The following is a 16,547-nucleotide window of genomic DNA, read 5'->3' as shown; positions in this document are numbered from 1 at the left end:
ATCCTTTGAAAACAGCAACCGATCATCGCTTTACAATCGAGGAAGCTGTTTCCTGGGTGAAGCATCTCTGCGAATCAAAGGGTTGTTCGCAGGCAGTAGCCGATACGCTTGCCAGAGCAGTGGTCGCTGCACAAGGGCGCGGTAACGACGCTGTGGGTTTTCGTCACTTAGCTGATTATTTGTCCGGATTCTCGTCTGGTCGAATTGATCCGCGAGCTGAACCAAGAATTTCTTCCTCTAGCTCAATAATCTTCAGATCAGATGCCCGAGGGGGGATCGCGCAACTAGGCGTAGATCGGTGTTTTGACTCGTTATGTTACTCCGCACACGAAAATGGAATGGCTGTGTTGAGTCAGTTCAATAGCTTTACGAGTGGTGAGTTAGGCGATTACACCATTCGCCTGGCCAAGGCCGGGCTGATTGCTTTGGCAGTCGCGAATGGCCCAGCGCTCGTCGCAGTTCCCGATGCTAAGGGCAAGACCTATTCTACCAATCCGCTGTCATTTGCAGCACCGACGGCGGACGGTATACCCCTAATGTTTGACCAAGCGAGTAGCGCAACTGCATTTGTAAATGTCGCCCATGCCGCGTCGACGGGTAGCGACATCCCTGATGGATGGGCTGTGGATCGGCATGGGAATGCAACACGCAACGCTTTGGAGGCTTTAGGTGGTGCGCTTCTTCCTTTTGGTGGTTACCGCGGAGCTAATTTGATACTCATGGTTGAGGTCTTGGCTGCAGGTCTAACAGGCGTTAACTGGTCTATTGACTCACCGGCTTTCCACCAAGGCTCTCAGACACCAGGTTGCGGTCTACTGATTCTAGCTATCGCACCGAATTTTTTTTCATCAGGATTCGAGAGCCGACTAGCAAGTCAATTGGCTCGATTGACTGAAATGGGAGTCCATAGGCCAGGATTAGAGCGCCAACACTCATCGATTGATTCGAAAAACGGTGGGATCAGACTTCCTTTGGATTTGCTAGAACAGTTAAGCAGTATGTAATCTGCTTTAGAACTACTGCCAGCGGTCATAACGACATGATTTTGAAAAGGTAGAAAGCAATGACTGACAATGCTGACGTGCTATCTGCGGATCATGATGTATCTTTGAGTGGGCAGCTACTTCTACAAGCTCTTCATAAGATTTTATTAAATGGTATAGCTGTTTCTGACATGGCGCTGGCCTCGGCAGATGCATGTGCTAAGTCCCTGATTTCGGCGCAGTGGAGAACCTTAGAGACATTGAAGGCTTCAGAAAAGCTACCTGAGTCTCTGACACCTCACTTAGCTCAGGCCCTTAACCTTGCGCCAAGGATAAATGAACATTTTGGGTGTGTGTTAGATTCGTTAGGCATTATTTTGCCTCATGCTAATTGGATGAAACGTGAAGCCAAGCCTGGCCAGGAGAATACGTTTGTAGAGATGCATCGCCATGCGATTATCACTGGTGCAGGAGGGATGTTTGAGTGCGAAACTTTAACATTAGGTATGGCGCTAATGGCGCCTTTTACCAGTTATCCATTTCATCATCACCCGCCAGCTGAGTTCTATCTTGTCCTATCGCAGGGCGAGTGGTTTAGAGAAGATATCGGTTGGTGGAGCCCAGGGGCAGGTGGGTTGGTATTCAACCCTCCATCATCCCTCCATGCAATGAGATCAACAGATACTCCACTTCTTGCTCTGTGGGGGTTGATTCATTAGCTGCACGGTAAGCCATATAGCTTTACCGTACAGTAGCATTGAGTGAGTGGCGCAGTGAAGTATGTTTGGAGAGCACAAATATGTCGACTACAACTCTTGGAATCAAATTGGATGCAGGAACTAGGGCGAGACTAAAAACAGTATCCACAAGTCTGGATCGCTCATCCCATTGGTTCATGAAGAAAGCCATTTTAGAGTTGATTGAGAAGGTCGAGGCTGGGGCAGGAATTGAAGATATAGTAGATATAGATCTTCTGGAAAAGGATTCGTTGCGTCATAGCATCGCGCTACGACTTAGGCAAGACAGGTGCTTCTGAGAGTTTAGTTTGGTTGCCATCGACGTTTCATGGACGGCATCCTTGGTTTATATCTGATGGTATGGCTAAATCAGTATTTGGTGTTTGACTTGTCATTCGAGAAGATAAGAGTGCCGTTTAATATTCGTGTTGATCAGGTCTAAACATCATGCATTCTCAAAGACAATACTTGCACAATGAGTTACATGCACGACCATCATTGTACTTCGATGAGCCCGCTCATGTTTTTCATCTAGCCTTTTTGGGAGAAGAAAAAGAGTGCAATTCGCTATTGGAGAGACTTTCACCTGTGGCTATTGATGCGGGTGCCGCTCAGGGCATCGTTGTCGTCAATGGCCATCCGCTGAAATGGGAGCGCCACGCTGAGTTTTTCACTCTCACGGAGGTCGTTACCTCAGCCACCAACGAGCTTTTTTGGGCTTCATTACCCAAAGAGCTTGAAGACCTAGCCCAGCCCTACTTATCACTACTCATCAACTCAGTTCAGATAATTGTGCGATCTGAGGAGTCTTGGAAGGGCGATATTTCCAGTTACGGTTTCAAAGACCCTAGCGGATCGTGCATCGGTGGTTCAGATGCAATTGTTTGGAGCGATTTTAAACTGTGCCCCGAAGGTACAAATAGATTTCTTTTCATTAACAAAGGATTAAATGCTTACCGTCAAGGGAGAATGATTCGACGACTGCTCGAAATTGAGACTTATCGCATGATGGCTTCTCTCGCGTTGCCAACCGCTAAAGAACTCGGCAATCAGCTCACTACATTTGAAAGAACACTGGTACGTCTTTCAGAGCTCAATACGAGTCTAGATGCAACGAGTGCAAAAAATCTGCTTGCTGACATTGCTTCGTTATCAGCTCAGGTTGTTAGTCTCAAGGCCAAAACCCGTCACCGTTTCAGCGCGACCCAAGCATATGCACAGCTAGTTTTTGAGCGACTGGGAGAACTGAGAGAGAGTCATGTTGGTGGTTGTCAGAGGCTTGGTGTCTTCATTGAACGGCGCTTCAAACCTACGGTCAGGTACTGCGCTGTCACCGAGCAACGTTTGGATCAATTGGCAAAGAGTGTGGTCAACCTGGGCGATCTGCTGCAGGCGCGTGTGCAAGTTGAGATGGAAGAGCAAAACTCGGAAATTCTTAAGAGCCTCAACTCACGCGCCGATGCGCAAGTAAAAATCCAGAGAGCCGTCGAAGGGCTTTCAATTATTGCCATAACCTACTACCTGTTGAGCCTACTTAAGCTTTGCTACTCCGCGCTGCACGTACTGGGTATAGAAATTTCAGAGCGCAAAGCCATGTTGACCATGGCTCCGATCGCTTTTGGAATACTGCTGTTGATTGTGACCAGAATTAAGAAAGCCAAAGAACACTAACGCAGACGATTAGACTTTTTTTCCTTTTTCAGATTTTCGTAGGTTAGGGAATGGTCAAATGCTTTTTCGATGCCGCGGGAAGCCGGCAAAAGTTGCTTAATTGAGGTGCCCCAAGTATTCGAGAGTCGGCGTGCTCCATGGGTTCCGCAGTTTTTGGCTGGATGACGTTGGTCGCATGTCACCGCAATTCGATTTGCGTCGACGCAGATGAAATCGGCTGAAACCTGCTGTGGCTAGTAGGCGATGCATTTTTTGCATGAACAAGGGCAAAGGGAGACAGGCATGACGAAGATGCAGTTGAAGGGTGATCAAGAAAGGATTGCTAAGCCGTTCGCCATGCCAAGTGCAGTAATTGCATCGCAAGCCACTAGACCTCAGTTCGGCATTATTTTATGCCTCCTTTCAATGCTGATTTTCGCCAGCCAGGACGGGGTCACCAAGGTACTTGTCAAAGACCTTCCGGTAGCGCAACTGGTCATGGTGCGGTACTGGGTGTTCGTCATTTTCGCACTCGGATATGCGGCTTACCAAGGGAGCATCAAGGAGTCTTTGCACAGCAGGCACCCTTGGCTTCAAATCATGCGCGCGCTGATAGGCGTGGGTGAAATAGCGTTATTCGGGATTGGCCTGCGATATTTAGGGCTAGCAGAGATGCATGCGCTCTACGCCGTATTTCCCCTGATGACCCTGGGATTGGCGGGGGCCTTCCTTGGGGAATTCATAGGGCTTCGTCGTTGGATTGCTGCCGCTATTGGTTTCTCCGGCACGCTGATAATCCTGCGCCCTGGTGCCGGCGTCTTCGAGCTTGCAGCCTTGATTCCACTGCTGTCCGCATTGGGGTTCGCGGTATTCAATGTGCTAACGCGCAAAATCAGCCAGAACGACACCTTCGCGACAAACATGTTTTACATGGCGGGCTTTGGAGCAATAGCAGTCACGATTGTGGGATTGCCTGGATGGGTCACACCCACTCCCATGCAGGGGATATTAATGGGCGTGCTGTCATTGACCGGGGTAATAGCGCAACTTTTCCTTATTCAAGCGCTGAAGTACGCCACTGCTGCAACCCTGCAGCCCTTCAACTACACGCTTTTAGTTTTCGCCACGTTGATAGGCCTGATCATTTTCGGTGAGCTGCCTGATACCTGGACGGTAATTGGAGCGGCCTTAGTGATTATCGGGGGCATCTACGCGATCAAATCGAAGACTTGAAAACCGGCACCTTGCAGCCGAGTTCAACCCCACCAGATCAACAGTTCCGGCTTGCGGCTTTCCACCGTCACGGTATTGAGGGAGTGAAATGAGCACGGGGCCGAGTGACATGTGACGAGTTCGCCAGTCCCTTCTCGGGCCTAAGGCGTGTTGAGCCGGCCAGAGCTACCACGATGGGTCAGCCGTGTGGTGGGATCGACCTTCATCTGCTTCGGAGCAGCCATCCTGACCATGCGTCGACAGGCTGCGTAAGAGTAGGGCGGCCAACCAGTCCGACAGAACCGACGGAGCCGAGGATGGATATCATCACGGCGGTTACCAGCGTGGCGCTGCCGATCAGAAATATTGAGCCAGCCGATATCGCGGCGACGAGCCTTCAGTGCGGCGAACCAGCGCACCGGTAAATACAGCGATGCGGCTACCAGTAGGGTATCGATGGGTTTGTTCGAACGACACTCCTGCTCAAGGGTGCTGAGCCCATTGAATTCAAAACCTGTTTCGCTCTCCAGGTACGCGTCAGGAGATGAGCAGACCAGTTCAAGTACTTATGGGGCCATTCCTCCGTCAGCCATTTGATTCGCCCACGCGAATACTTCTGCCGGCCCGATCACGTCGAGCGCGTCCACCGGTGGCAGGCCCAATATGACAACCCGCTTCTGCCTGGCATCTGCAGGCGGGGCGACTGGTTTCGTGAGCTTTGCCATGGAAGCGTGTCCGCGTATCCGGAGACAGGAAAAAATCTCGGTAGAAGTCACCCTTGCTTGGCAAATGAACTTCCCTCCATCCGCTGAGCGGTCGTCCACACACGTTGACAGTAGGAGCATGTGCTCGTAAATTAAATCACATAGGGGCATATGCTCCTATTTTAATCTTCCAGGGACATTTGCTCCCGCTAATCGAGAGAGCCAAGATCATGAGCGCAGCTGAAATTCTTGTAAGTGGTGCAACGGGGCGTACCGGTGGGGCTACCATCGATGAATTGCTCAAATTGGGTAAACGTGTCCGCGCATATGTACGCAAGGACGATGAGCGAGCCGCCGCGTTGAGGGCGCGTGGCGTCGAGATTGCCATCGGTGATTTCACCAATATCGATGACATTCGCGCTGCGATGGAAGGTATCCGTTCGGCCTATTTCCTTTTTCCGCTGGCATCGGGAATCATCGAAGGTGCGGCGTATTTTGCCCAGGCCGCGAAAGAGGCTGGGGTAGAGGCGATCGTGAACATGTCGCAGATTTCCGCGCGGCGTGAGTCCAAGAGTCATCTGGCACAGGATCACTGGATCTCTGAGCGTGTCTTCGACTGGTCGGGCGTACCGACAACTCATCTGCGTCCAACGTTCTTTGCGGACTGGCTGGCATACCCTCATTTCGCCAAGGAAATCTGGGCCAATAAGAAAATCGAATTCCCCTTTGGAAACGGCCGTCACGCGCCCATTGCCACCGATGATCAAGGGCGAGTGATTGCTCATATCCTGGCCAACCCGGCGGGGCATGGGGGCAAAATTTACACTTTGCACGGCCCGGTCGAGATGAGTCAGAGCGAAATCGCCGCAGCCATGAGTGAGGTGCTAGGGGCGAAAATCGAATACGCCCCGACATCGATCGTAGAGTTCGAGCGTAAGATGACGCACGAGTACCAGTTCCCGGCCGCTTTGACACAACATCTGGTTGAGGTCGCACAGGATTACCAGGTCGGCGTTTTTGCCGGTGTGAATGACGTCGTTGAAAAGATCACCGGTACACCTGCCTTGTCCGTGCAGGCGTTCATCGAAAAATACCGGGATGCCTATGCGTAACTAGCCTGCCGGGCACTTGAAGTAATCATCTGTAGTCACGAGGAAATACGCACATGCTGCCGGTTAGCCAACCGTTAGGGATCGACCAATGCAATTGTTCCGCAATCAGGAAGGCGAGTCGGCAGATCACTCGCTTCTACGATGCGCAGCTTGAACCCTCAGGACTGCGCATCACCCAATACCTGACCCTGGCCGCTCTTCACGAGATGGGGAGCGCTGGCATCAATACCCTTGCCGAACGACTCGACATCGAGCGCACGGCAATGGGGAAAATGGCGGGTTTCCTGGAGAAAGGGGGATTGATCTCAATCAGTCCCTCACCCTCCGATGGTAGAAGTCGCCTCGCAGCGCTGACCGAGGAGGGCAGGAGACTGTTCCAAAAAACCGCTCCTCTCTGGCAGGAAGCCCAGCGTCAGTTCGAGCAATTGAATGGCACTGAAAACGTGGCTTCGCTCCGGAAGGATCTGGCCCAAGTGAAAGTCGGTGATATGAGTGGGATACCTGATGAGTGAATTGCTTCTGGGCACCTCGAGATCCAGCTTCTACGCCGTGCAAGCAACAAGGCGCCCATCCAGCTTACAGAGACAGTGAGCTGAATTTGAGAGCACCGAGCGCTATCCAGTTTAGGCATCCCTTCGGATCGAGAACTTCAGGGTCGATACCTCCGCGCTTGGCTGTCGGAAAGGCAGTTACCGAGCCAAAGCGGTTATCTAGGACAGATGACTATCAGTGTGCTTTCTTTAGACTCTTCAAACGCACATTCGCCCTTTGCACAGCGGCCATTTTTTCAGGCCGCTTCATGCGTTTCCACTTCCTGATGTCTTCCTTGCTGCGCCCGCAGCTCACACACAGATCGGCGCTCAACTGGCAAACCGAAATGCATGGATTTTCAATTTCTTTAGCCATCGTCAATAACCCTGGGTCACGCGTGACTGCGCAAGGCGCTTCTGCCAATCGCCACCATGAGTGCGTTGGCACTCCTCCTCAGAGTCGAATCGGACAGTGTGATCTGAAGGCTTCACATCGATGTTTGCCTCGATCAACGCGATAGCTGTCAGCTCGAAAATCCGCTCTTTCGCGCTAGCTTGGGCAAGCTTTTTTTCGGTCAACGTTTCGAACACCCAAGTCACCTTCAGTGTTTGAGCAAGGGCGTTCAAGTCAGCTGTGTGGGTGAGCCAGGTGAAGCCTTTGATTTCACCTTTTGCGGTCTCGCAGGCATCGGTCAGCGTTGTAACTAAACGGCGCTCGATCCGAGCAAGTTCACGTTTGCCCAAGGTCATAGCGGGCTCCTTTGGAGAGGAAAAAATGGGAAGCACTTTGCACCGTTTGTAGGGGGAAAGCAGCAAAAGGACTCAAGCTTGTTCACGAAATCAGCCAACAATTAACCCTGCTTGGTAGAGAAAATCGCTGGCATTTGAAGATGCAGGTAAATGGCTAAAAACCTCAGGCCGAAGGTGAAGATCAAAGCAATCCAACCGGCGACCCAGACCGACGGGAATATGTTGCGCAGCACGACGTAGAGGGTGCACCCCAACAAGATTGGCGTGGCGTATATCTCACGTGACATCAACAGTGAAACTCTTCCTGCCAGGACATCGCGTGCTATACCGCCTCCAATACTGGTCAGCACGCCCATCATCACTGCCAAAGGTGCGGCGAGCTGCAAATCCAGTACTTTCTCAGTAGCTGCCAGCCCAAACAGGGCAGCCGCCAAACCATCAAGATAGAGCAGCAGGCTGTAACGTCGTTGTAATCGTTGGGTCAGAAAAAACGCCAGCAGTGCGGCAACCAAAGCAGCCCAAATGTAATTGAAATCTGCAATCCAGAAGATCGGTAGATCCAGCAGCAGATCTCGTAGGGTGCCGCCACCAATAGCGGTGATGATGCCAAGCACCACAGCACCGAACAAATCGACATCGGCTTTTTGGATAGCCAACACACCGGTTATTGAAAACACGGCAATACCTAGCATTTCCTGAAAATAGAGCATCTTCTATTCCTTTCTCAGGTCAGTGTTCAATGCCATCAGTCGAGTGTCTTGCAGGTGTCGATCAGCAGTGATCGTAACCACTTATGACCGGGGTCATGATGAGTGCGTTCGTGCCAGGCCACTGTCTTGCTGAAACCTGGAATATCTATAGGTGGCTCAAGCATGACGAGATCATTGGATTTCGTCGCCAGGCGACGCGGCACGACAGCGATCAGATCACTGGCCATCAGAATCTCAGGAAGTACCAGGAAATTGGTCACCGAGACGGTCACTCGCCGCGACCTGCCAATTCGAGCGAGCGCCTGATCAGTTACTCCTTGGAAGGCCCCTCCAGAGGAGGAGACAAGCGCGTGATCAAGGGCGCAAAAACGATCCAACGCCAAGGTCTCACCGACAGCGTCGGGATGATCGGCGCGCATCACGCAGACATAGCGTTCATCGAACAACTTCGCCGCGTGAAGACCCGCCGCAGTGCTGTCAGGCGTCACCAGCGCCCAGTCGACATCCCCACGATCCAGCTGACTGGGTAGGTTTTGATTGTCGACGGGCTGCACGGCGACCCGAATGTTCGGTGCCTGCACTCTTAACGCACTCAGGAAAGGCACTACGACGGCACGCAAGGCGTAGTCGGTAGACGCGATTGTGAGCGTCATGCTGGCAGTGACTGGATCAAAGGCTTGCGGCTGCAAAATTTGCTCAATATCACTGAGCAGTTGTTTAACAGGCAACGCCAGTTGCTGTGCTCTTAGGGTCGGCACGATGCCTCGCTGCGCTCGCACAAATAACGGGTCATCAAAGCTTTCGCGCAGGCGAGTGAGCATTCCGCTGACCGCCGGCTGGGTGAGGTTCAGTCGCTCGGCAGCGCGAGTGACGCTGCGCTCATCAAGCAATGCGTTCAGGGCCTTAAGGAGATTGAAGTCGAGGTGCCTGATATCAGGATTCATGATGCTCTGAATAAAATATGACGATTGGCGTTATTTCAAGCTAGCACCGACTATTGCGTCAGTCCATTGCACCGAGCCCCGAACATGAACGAGATTTTCTGGCCTGAAGGCTACATCCCTGGATTTACCGAGAACTTTGTCTCCAACGAAACCATCGTCGCTGGTCTGAGTGCTGCCGATATTTGGCCGTTGCTGAGCAACGCGCCCCAATGGCCGAGGTACTACGCCAACTCGGCGAACATTCGTTTCTATGACGGCAAAGGGCCTGAGTTAGAAGACAGTGTACGTTTCTACTTTGAGACCTTCGGTTTTCCAGTTGAGGCGCAATGTACCGAGCACGTACCGCCAATCAACGGCCAGCCAGGACGGATTGCATGGCACGGTTGGGCAGGTGAGGGTGATGCACGACTGGACGTTCACCATGCCTGGCTGATTGAAGATTTGTCTGACGGTCGAGTGCGCATCCTCACCCAAGAAACCCAGAAGGGTAAACCCGCTGAAGAGCTGGCCAGGGCCAAGCCAAACCCGATGATCAACGGTCACCAGGATTGGCTGGACGAGCTGGTCGGTGCTGCGCGCTTAGCTAACCAGTGACCGAGTCCAATCGTGGCAACGGCTGGGCTCGGCTCACGCCTGACAGGCGTTTATGGACGTGTTCAATCGTCTGTTGAGTACACACGGTTACGCGACGGAACAATCAATAGATTGCTAGGCACCCAAGTTTTTCAGTGCCCACAATGCTCCCAAACCGACCACCAGCGTGAGCAAGGTGCTTTTGGTTCGCCAGGCAACCAGGCCTGCCAGGATGGCGGCGGGAATTTGCGGGTTGCTCCAGTCGAACGCCGCCTGTCGATCCGGGTACACCACCGCCGGCAAGACCAGCGCGGCCAACACGCTCGCCGGCACGTACAGCAAGGCACGGCGCAGCAACGATGGAATGCGCAAGCTTCCATAAAGCTCGATAAACGACAGGCGAATAGCGAAGGTGCCGGCGCCGATCAACAGGAACAGGCCCCACTGGGAGAGCTCACTCATGATGTCTCCTGTTCGGCGTCATTGCCGCGTGCGGTATCCAGGTCTTTTCGCAGGAGCTCGACGGTAAGCCCGGCGATGACCCCGCCAAGGGATGCCGTCAGCATGCCCAGGTTGTAGGGTAAATCGACTGCCAGCACCGCCAGCGTGCCTCCCGCTACGGCGGCACAGAGCGTTGCAGCACTACGAATGCTAGGGATCAGCAGCGCCAGAAATGACAGCGGAATCGCGAAGCCCAATGACCAGGCCTCGGGGATACGCGCGCCCAGGATGACTCCCGCCAGCACCGCAAGCGTCCAGCCGAGCCACATCGTGATCGCCGCCCCGACATAGTAGTGAAAAGCGTACCGCCCCAGTTCGCCAGAGGCCGATCTCAGGCTGAACAGTGCGAAAACCTGGTCGGCGAGCAGATAGGAGAGAGGCCAGGTCTTGCGCCGGGGCAAGTGGTGCAGGTGAGGCGCCAGCGATGCGCTGTACATCAGAAAGCGAAGATTGATCACCAGTGCGGTGATCACCATGGTCACTGGCAAGGCACCATTTTGCAGTAACTGCAGTACCGCTATCTGCGCTGAGCCGGAATAGAAAAGCAGCGTCATGCCCATGGTGGTGGTGAGTGACATCCCCATCCCGGCAGCGCTGACACCAGCGATCAAGCCGAAAGGAATGACCCCGGTGGTGAGCGGGGAAGCGGTGTGAGCACCGTGCATGAACGCATGTGTCCCACTTCGATAGTTCATTTGAATTCCTTGAAAGTGATCAGACTGATGGCTGCGCGTTGCGACTCGCGTCAGCAAGGAAGGCCTGATCAAAATAAAGCTCGGGCCAACTGGGAACAACGGCAGATTTCTGAAATATTAGGCCTAGAAAAAATGAGGCTCACGACATGTACCTGGACTCGCCCATAAGGCACACATTGCAACTCAACGCTCTACGCGCATTCGAGGCGTCTGCCCGTCTTGGCGGCTTCGCCAGGGCGGCCAATGAGTTGAAGGTGACGCCAGGCGCTATCGCAGCACAGGTCAAGGCCCTGGAAAACGAATATGGCGCAGCCTTGTTCGAGCGCCATGCAAAGGGTGTCAGGCTCACGGCGCTTGGCGAGAGCATGAAGGAGCAATTCATCGAGGCATTCGATGCCGTGGAGGAAGCCGCTCGAACCCTTCGGCGGCTCTCTGCACCACAGCGGGTACATATCGTCACTTCCCCCGCGTTGGCGGAATTGTGGATTGGGCCGCGACTTCCCCGCCTCACCGAAATCCTGGCGCCAATTGAAATATCGGTCACTGCAGTCGATGAGCCTCCCAACCTTAAACGCAGCCCGTTCGACCTGTGCCTGTTCTACACCGAGCAACTGGAACGCGGACAGCGCATGCTTGCCGTCGAGGAAGTACTACCGGTCTGCGTACCTGCGCTGGCGTCACAGATCACCCAACCTGATGACCTTGCCAATGTCCGGTGTATTGCGGATGTTGGATGGAGTGACTGGGAGATATGGACTCGCTCAGTCATGCCCGGTCAGAAGTTCGTAGCCCGTGGGCCCGGTTTTTCCTTGTACTCCATCGCCGTGCAGCAGGCCTTGCTGGCGGCAGGGGTACTGATTGGCCGCCGCAGCCTTATCCAACGGTATCTGGACAGTGGAGAGCTTGTTGCGCCGATTGATCAATCGATACCACTTGGTATGGTCATCGCGGCCTGGAAGCTGCCAGGCGCCAAGGGCAATAAGATGGTGACTGAAGTGGAAGAAACATTAATGCAGCTGGCATAGAGACTGAGTCGCGCCGACACCTATGCACAAACCCTCTCCATGGAGAGGGAGTTGATGTTGGAGACTCTCTTTACCTAATTGAAGAGTACGTAGGTACCACTCGTTGCATCGTGCTCAGTAAGAGCTCGTGAATTCCTGATCGCACGGATGAGTTGGTGGAGCACTGGAGCAGCCATATGAACGGCGCTCTTTCAAAAGGGGCGAAGTGATTTTTTTGTGTTCACTGATATCAAGATCGGTATGGTCACTCCGGTGTCATGAGCACTGCAAGCGTCATATTCCCCGCGACCATTGAGTCTTGGCTGACTAAGTGATCTTGTTTTGAGTAAAAAAAGGCCCGAGAAGGGCCTTTTATTGATCAGCGGACGTTGATTCTAGAGTTGGTTTTCCGTAGTCGAAAAGCCAACTGGCTGACTTGGCTTTTGCGTATTTTCTCGGGCAAGCTCAATGCACTTGAATGCCAAAATGGTTGTCGGATCGACCAATGCAACCTCATGATTTTTGATCATGTAGGATTCGCTATGTTCGAGCACCAGGGGTAGCTCTGTGCACCCCAGGATGAGCACATCGGCACCCAGTTCACACAGGTGCTCTGCAGCGGTCAGTAACTGGTCTTTGCAGATGCCGTCTGTGAAACCCGCCTTGATTCCGTTGTCTCCGTAAATTGACTCCATCACCAACGCTTGGTAATCGACACCAGGGGCAATTATTTGCAATCCAACTCGTCGAGCAGCCTCGTGATACACCTGACTTTTAATTGTTCCGGAGGTCGCTAGCAGCCCTACGGTTTTGCCAGCGCCGTACCTCTGCACGATAGCCTCTACCGTCTCTGTCAGCATGTTCACAATAGGCACACGTAGGTGCGCCTGGATGCGCTCAACAAATGCGTGAGCTGTATTGCACGGAATCGCTATGGCGTTGGCTCCAGCACTCTCGAGTCGTTTGCATGTTGCGTACATCGCCATCGTCGGGTCGGTTTCGTCATACAGCAGGTTGGCTGTGCGATCAGGTATCTGGGGGTTTTGTTCGACCACCATTTTGATGTGTTCTTGATCTCGACCTGCCGGTGTATGCGCAACGACCTTACCCATAAAGTCGACCGTTGCCGCTGGCCCCACTCCACCCACGATCCCAAGCTTAAATGGCGGACGGGTCGACTGGCCTTTCTCCAAAGTTGCGAAAGTGGCATAAATCTCGTTGATATCCAGGACAGTCAACCCACGCCGTTGAAGATCACCGCAGACCAACGAGAGCTCAGTCATGCCAGGCAGGATGATTGTGGCCCCTTGATCCTGAAGCGAAATACACGCCTGATAAACACACTCCAGCGGCACCCCGTCAAGGTACCCATCTTTAATACCGTTAACCCCGTACATGGCGTCCATCAATCCAGATTGTTCGTTATCGTTTGGATAAACGAGCTTGAAATCAGTCCCGAAATAGCGCTCAAACAACCCGGAGTGCCTGACATAGTCGGACGCGATGATGCCCAGTGTTGTACCAGGTTCAGCGACATGATCCACGTGCTTGCGTAACGCAGCCATCATATCCAGAACGGGTATGCCAATTTCCTCCTGGATCTCCTCACGAAAGGTGTGACTGGCAAAACAAGGCAGTAAGACTGCATTGACTTCGTTTGCCTCGAACGTCTGACAAACCTGGAAAACATAGAACTTCCTGGAGGTCATGCTGGCGCCCCGATCTAGGGGCATCAGGACGTCTTTGAAGGGGTGTTGCTCAAACAGGAAGTGATAGCGACCTTGATCCTCCAGAACAGCTCTGGACTTCACCAACTTGTAGAAAAGATCGCCGCCGGCCAGTGAGCCAAGCCCGCCGACGATACCTAGTTTGCGAGAAAACGATGACTCGCTGGACGGCTTCGATTTACCTTTCATGGTTAGGTTCTCACGCGGTGGCTGCAGTATGAATTGGGAGCGGAGACTCAGTGCCGGGCACGTCTTCAGCTTCTTCATGTGGTTCTGATTTGGCAACCACAGCCGTCGCGATGCTATTGCCAACGACGTTGGTGGCAGTCCTGGCCATATCAAGGAATTGGTCAATGCCAAGGATCAGCAAAATGCCGGCTTCGGGAAGATTGAACATGGGTAACGTAGCCGCCACCACAACCACCGATGCTCGGGCTACACCCGCCATTCCCTTGCTGGTGATCATCAGCGTCAGCAAGATGAGCAGTTGCTGTGTGAAGCTCAGGTCGACGTTGTAGGCCTGAGCAATGAACATGATGGCGAACGCTTGATACATCATCGAGCCATCAAGGTTGAATGAGTACCCCAACGGTAGAACGAAGCTTGATACGCGTTTCGGCGCACCAAACTTCTCCAGTGCCTCCATGGTTTTCGGGTATGCGGACTCGCTACTGGCAGTGGAAAATGCCAACAGAACAGGTTCGCGGATGAGCTTGCCCAAGGTAAACACTGAGCGCCCCAGGAACAGGTAGCCGGCAGAGAACAACACGCACCACAGAATCACAATGCCCAAGTAGAACTCGGCAATCAGCTTTCCGTAGTCGACTATCAAGCCAAGACCTTGAGTGGTGATCGCCGATGCGATGGCTGCGAAAACGCCGATTGGCGCGAAGGCCATGACGAAGTCCGTGACCTTGAACATCACCTTGGCCAGCTCTTCGATGCCATCGACAATCGTTGTGTAACCCGCTCGCTTCACACCCGCCAAGGCAAACCCGAAGAACAACGAGAACACCACGATTTGCAGGATTTCGTTGTTGGCCATTGCTTCAGCAATGCTGCGGGGAAACACGTGACTGATGAAAACCTTGAGGCTGAAATCCCCGGTGTTCACCACGGGGCTCGCCGCATGCTGGACGACCTCCATGTTCAGTCCTGCGCCGGGTTGGAACAGGTTCACCAGGCCCATGCCGATTGCCAGCGATATCACCGAAGCGGTGACGAACCAGGTCATGGCTCGCAGGCCAATGCGCCCAACGGAGCGGGAGTTTCCCATGCTGGCAATGCCGCCGACCAAGGTGGCGAACACCAGAGGAGCGATGATCATCTTGATCATGCGTAAAAATATGTCGGTGACCATCGAGAAGTAAGACGCGATCTCTTTGGCGCTTTGTTCGCTCCCTGCGAAGTGGTGGCACGCCCAACCTACAAGCACGCCTAAGGCGATGCCAATTGCGATCCGACGCGGAAGTTTATTTTTCTTCACGGAGCTGTCCTCAAGTGGTTTTTTTGCTTTTTTTACTTGGCAGGAGACAAGTGTCATTCGGTCGAAGCTCTGTGGCCTCGCACCAACGTTTTCGATTCTAGGGTCGGGCTTGGAAAGGCGTGATGAGTAATCCAGATAGCCTCATGCGCATTTGGAATAGTTTTCGAAACCGCTGCTTTTTCCTGACTAGGTCGCAGTAAACTGCTCATTCGGGGCATGAGGTGTCGGTATGCAAATCAAATGGCTGGATGATCTTCTGGCGGTCGCGGAGTGGAAGAATTTTTCTCGGGCTGCGGAGGTTCGCTGTGTGACCCAGTCGGCTTTGTCGAGGCGTATAAAGTCACTTGAAGAATGGGTAGGTGCGGAGTTGGTGGATCGTGGCACCTATCCTGTCCAACTGACCTCTGCTGGCCGCACATTTTGTGAAGAAAGTCGCGAGGCATTAGCGGGGTTAATGAGGCTGCGCTCAAGCCTTCGCGAGGTAGAGCGGATGCCAGGGCGATCCATCCAGGTCACTGCCGGCCACAGTCTGTCGATGACATTCCTGCCGAAATGGCTGAAGCAATTTCAGCAGCACAATGAGCAATTCAATGCGCGGGTCGTTGCCGCCAACATCCACGACGCGGTCATATCTCTGGAGGAAGGTAGTTGTGATCTGATGATTGTCTATCATCACCCCTTGGCGCCCATTCTTCTCGATTCGGAAAAGTTCGGGAGTTTGACCTTGGGTCATGACGCGTTTATCCCTGTGTGCGCACCTAACAGCGATGGGAATCCGCTGTATCCCTTACCGGGCACCTCCAGCAAATCAGTTCCTCACCTCGCTTATACAGCTACGACTTTTCTAGGCCGTGTTGCCGACATCGTCATAAAGAATGGCCCGACTGCATGCATGTTGGAGCGGTGCTACGAGGCGGACATGACGATGCTACTGATGCGAATGGCTGTCGAGGGTTATGGGGTGGCATGGTTGCCACAAAGCGCTGTCATAGACGAGCTTCAACGAGGTCAGTTGGTGAAAGCGGGTGGTGATGAATGGAGCACGCGACTGGAGATACGCTCCTACTGCTCCATCACGAATGAGAACCCTACGATGCGTAACTTATGGAAAACCCTGGAAGGCGCTTCCCGCGATCTCCATGGCAAAACAGCCAGTTGATCGAAGCTCCCAGGCTCGAAAATCATCCCTCAAGTATGGGTAATGACGTCTGCGCATCGGGTCATTCTGA

17 protein-coding genes and 2 pseudogenes are annotated in these 16,547 nt (G+C 53.2%); 11 read left to right on the top strand and 8 right to left on the bottom strand.

What is annotated here, in order from left to right; all coding sequences use genetic code 11:
* The first annotated feature begins 5 nt into the window (after nt 1-5).
* The 7 genes and pseudogenes from ACEN8Q_RS07215 (at nt 6) to ACEN8Q_RS07185 (ending at nt 6,910) form a co-directional block, all read left to right on the top strand.
* Complete coding sequence (locus ACEN8Q_RS07215; RefSeq protein ID WP_413704838.1) at nt 6-1,004, top strand: Ldh family oxidoreductase; 999 nt, start codon at nt 6-8, stop codon at nt 1,002-1,004.
* A 59-nt stretch (nt 1,005-1,063) separates the two neighbouring features.
* Nucleotides 1,064-1,702, top strand: a complete 639-nt coding sequence (locus ACEN8Q_RS07210; RefSeq protein ID WP_413704837.1) for a dimethylsulfonioproprionate lyase family protein — start codon at nt 1,064-1,066, stop codon at nt 1,700-1,702.
* A gap of 465 nt (nt 1,703-2,167) precedes the next feature.
* Nucleotides 2,168-3,391 (top strand): DUF3422 domain-containing protein, encoded by a 1,224-nt coding sequence (locus tag ACEN8Q_RS07205; RefSeq protein WP_413704836.1) that lies wholly within the window; start codon nt 2,168-2,170, stop codon nt 3,389-3,391.
* Between the two features lie 282 nt (nt 3,392-3,673).
* Nucleotides 3,674-4,603 carry a DMT family transporter gene (locus ACEN8Q_RS07200; protein ID WP_413704835.1) on the top strand — a complete coding sequence of 310 codons (930 nt, stop codon included), beginning with the start codon at nt 3,674-3,676 and terminating at the stop codon, nt 4,601-4,603.
* 144 nt (nt 4,604-4,747) lie between these two features.
* Nucleotides 4,748-4,855, top strand: a pseudogene (locus ACEN8Q_RS07195) (LysE family translocator); the annotation flags it as partial.
* Between the two features lie 661 nt (nt 4,856-5,516).
* The gene (locus ACEN8Q_RS07190; RefSeq protein ID WP_111289261.1) at nt 5,517-6,398 is read left to right on the top strand and encodes an NmrA family NAD(P)-binding protein; all 882 of its coding nucleotides are present in this window, start codon (nt 5,517-5,519) and stop codon (nt 6,396-6,398) included.
* 53 nt (nt 6,399-6,451) lie between these two features.
* Complete coding sequence (locus ACEN8Q_RS07185; protein WP_413704834.1) at nt 6,452-6,910, top strand: MarR family winged helix-turn-helix transcriptional regulator; 459 nt, start codon at nt 6,452-6,454, stop codon at nt 6,908-6,910.
* A gap of 214 nt (nt 6,911-7,124) precedes the next feature.
* On the opposite strand, the gene ACEN8Q_RS07180 is transcribed toward ACEN8Q_RS07185, so the two are convergent.
* The 4 genes from ACEN8Q_RS07180 to ACEN8Q_RS07165 all read right to left on the bottom strand — a co-directional run bounded on the left by ACEN8Q_RS07180 (nt 7,125) and on the right by ACEN8Q_RS07165 (nt 9,332).
* Nucleotides 7,125-7,304: a DUF1289 domain-containing protein gene (locus ACEN8Q_RS07180; protein WP_413704833.1), complete on the bottom strand. Its 180-nt coding sequence runs from the start codon at nt 7,302-7,304 to the stop codon at nt 7,125-7,127.
* 2 nt (nt 7,305-7,306) lie between these two features.
* A complete protein-coding gene (locus ACEN8Q_RS07175) occupies nt 7,307-7,678 on the bottom strand; it encodes a hypothetical protein (protein ID WP_413704832.1) in 372 nt (123 codons plus the stop codon).
* Nucleotides 7,679-7,779: 101 nt separating this feature from the next.
* The gene (locus tag ACEN8Q_RS07170; RefSeq protein WP_413704831.1) at nt 7,780-8,388 is read right to left on the bottom strand and encodes a trimeric intracellular cation channel family protein; all 609 of its coding nucleotides are present in this window, start codon (nt 8,386-8,388) and stop codon (nt 7,780-7,782) included.
* 35 nt (nt 8,389-8,423) lie between these two features.
* Nucleotides 8,424-9,332, bottom strand: a complete 909-nt coding sequence (locus ACEN8Q_RS07165; protein WP_413704830.1) for a LysR family transcriptional regulator — start codon at nt 9,330-9,332, stop codon at nt 8,424-8,426.
* An 84-nt stretch (nt 9,333-9,416) separates the two neighbouring features.
* Here ACEN8Q_RS07165 and ACEN8Q_RS07160 point away from each other — a divergent pair, with 84 nt between their 5' ends.
* Entirely contained in the window at nt 9,417-9,926 is a 510-nt protein-coding gene (locus tag ACEN8Q_RS07160) for an SRPBCC domain-containing protein (RefSeq protein WP_413704829.1), read from the top strand.
* Nucleotides 9,927-10,040: 114 nt separating this feature from the next.
* Here the strand turns inward: ACEN8Q_RS07160 and ACEN8Q_RS07155 are convergent, their stop codons facing one another.
* Nucleotides 10,041-10,367 carry an AzlD domain-containing protein gene (locus tag ACEN8Q_RS07155; protein ID WP_413704828.1) on the bottom strand — a complete coding sequence of 109 codons (327 nt, stop codon included), beginning with the start codon at nt 10,365-10,367 and terminating at the stop codon, nt 10,041-10,043.
* Nucleotides 10,364-11,101, bottom strand: a complete 738-nt coding sequence (locus tag ACEN8Q_RS07150; protein WP_413704827.1) for an AzlC family ABC transporter permease — start codon at nt 11,099-11,101, stop codon at nt 10,364-10,366. Before ACEN8Q_RS07150 ends, ACEN8Q_RS07155 begins: the two co-directional genes overlap by 4 nt.
* Nucleotides 11,102-11,247: 146 nt before the next feature.
* Between ACEN8Q_RS07150 and ACEN8Q_RS07145 the strand changes: the two genes are divergently transcribed.
* The gene (locus tag ACEN8Q_RS07145) at nt 11,248-12,126 is read left to right on the top strand and encodes a LysR family transcriptional regulator (RefSeq protein ID WP_413704826.1); all 879 of its coding nucleotides are present in this window, start codon (nt 11,248-11,250) and stop codon (nt 12,124-12,126) included.
* Nucleotides 12,127-12,173: 47 nt separating this feature from the next.
* Nucleotides 12,174-12,257, top strand: a pseudogene (locus ACEN8Q_RS07140) (AbrB/MazE/SpoVT family DNA-binding domain-containing protein); the annotation flags it as partial.
* 243 nt (nt 12,258-12,500) lie between these two features.
* Here ACEN8Q_RS07140 and ACEN8Q_RS07135 read toward each other — a convergent pair.
* Nucleotides 12,501-14,021 (bottom strand): amino acid racemase, encoded by a 1,521-nt coding sequence (locus ACEN8Q_RS07135; RefSeq protein WP_413704825.1) that lies wholly within the window; start codon nt 14,019-14,021, stop codon nt 12,501-12,503.
* Nucleotides 14,022-14,031: 10 nt separating this feature from the next.
* Nucleotides 14,032-15,318 carry a dicarboxylate/amino acid:cation symporter gene (locus ACEN8Q_RS07130; RefSeq protein WP_413705474.1) on the bottom strand — a complete coding sequence of 429 codons (1,287 nt, stop codon included), beginning with the start codon at nt 15,316-15,318 and terminating at the stop codon, nt 14,032-14,034.
* Between the two features lie 229 nt (nt 15,319-15,547).
* Here ACEN8Q_RS07130 and ACEN8Q_RS07125 point away from each other — a divergent pair, with 229 nt between their 5' ends.
* Entirely contained in the window at nt 15,548-16,477 is a 930-nt protein-coding gene (locus ACEN8Q_RS07125; RefSeq protein WP_413704824.1) for a LysR substrate-binding domain-containing protein, read from the top strand.
* Nucleotides 16,478-16,547 lie beyond the last annotated feature (70 nt).

It is taken from the genome of Pseudomonas sp. Pseusp16, assembly GCF_047324915.1.
In the GTDB taxonomy this organism is placed as follows: Bacteria; Pseudomonadota; Gammaproteobacteria; order Pseudomonadales; family Pseudomonadaceae; genus Aquipseudomonas; species Aquipseudomonas fluorescens_CD.
This window is presented reverse-complemented; position numbering and strand designations above follow the sequence as displayed.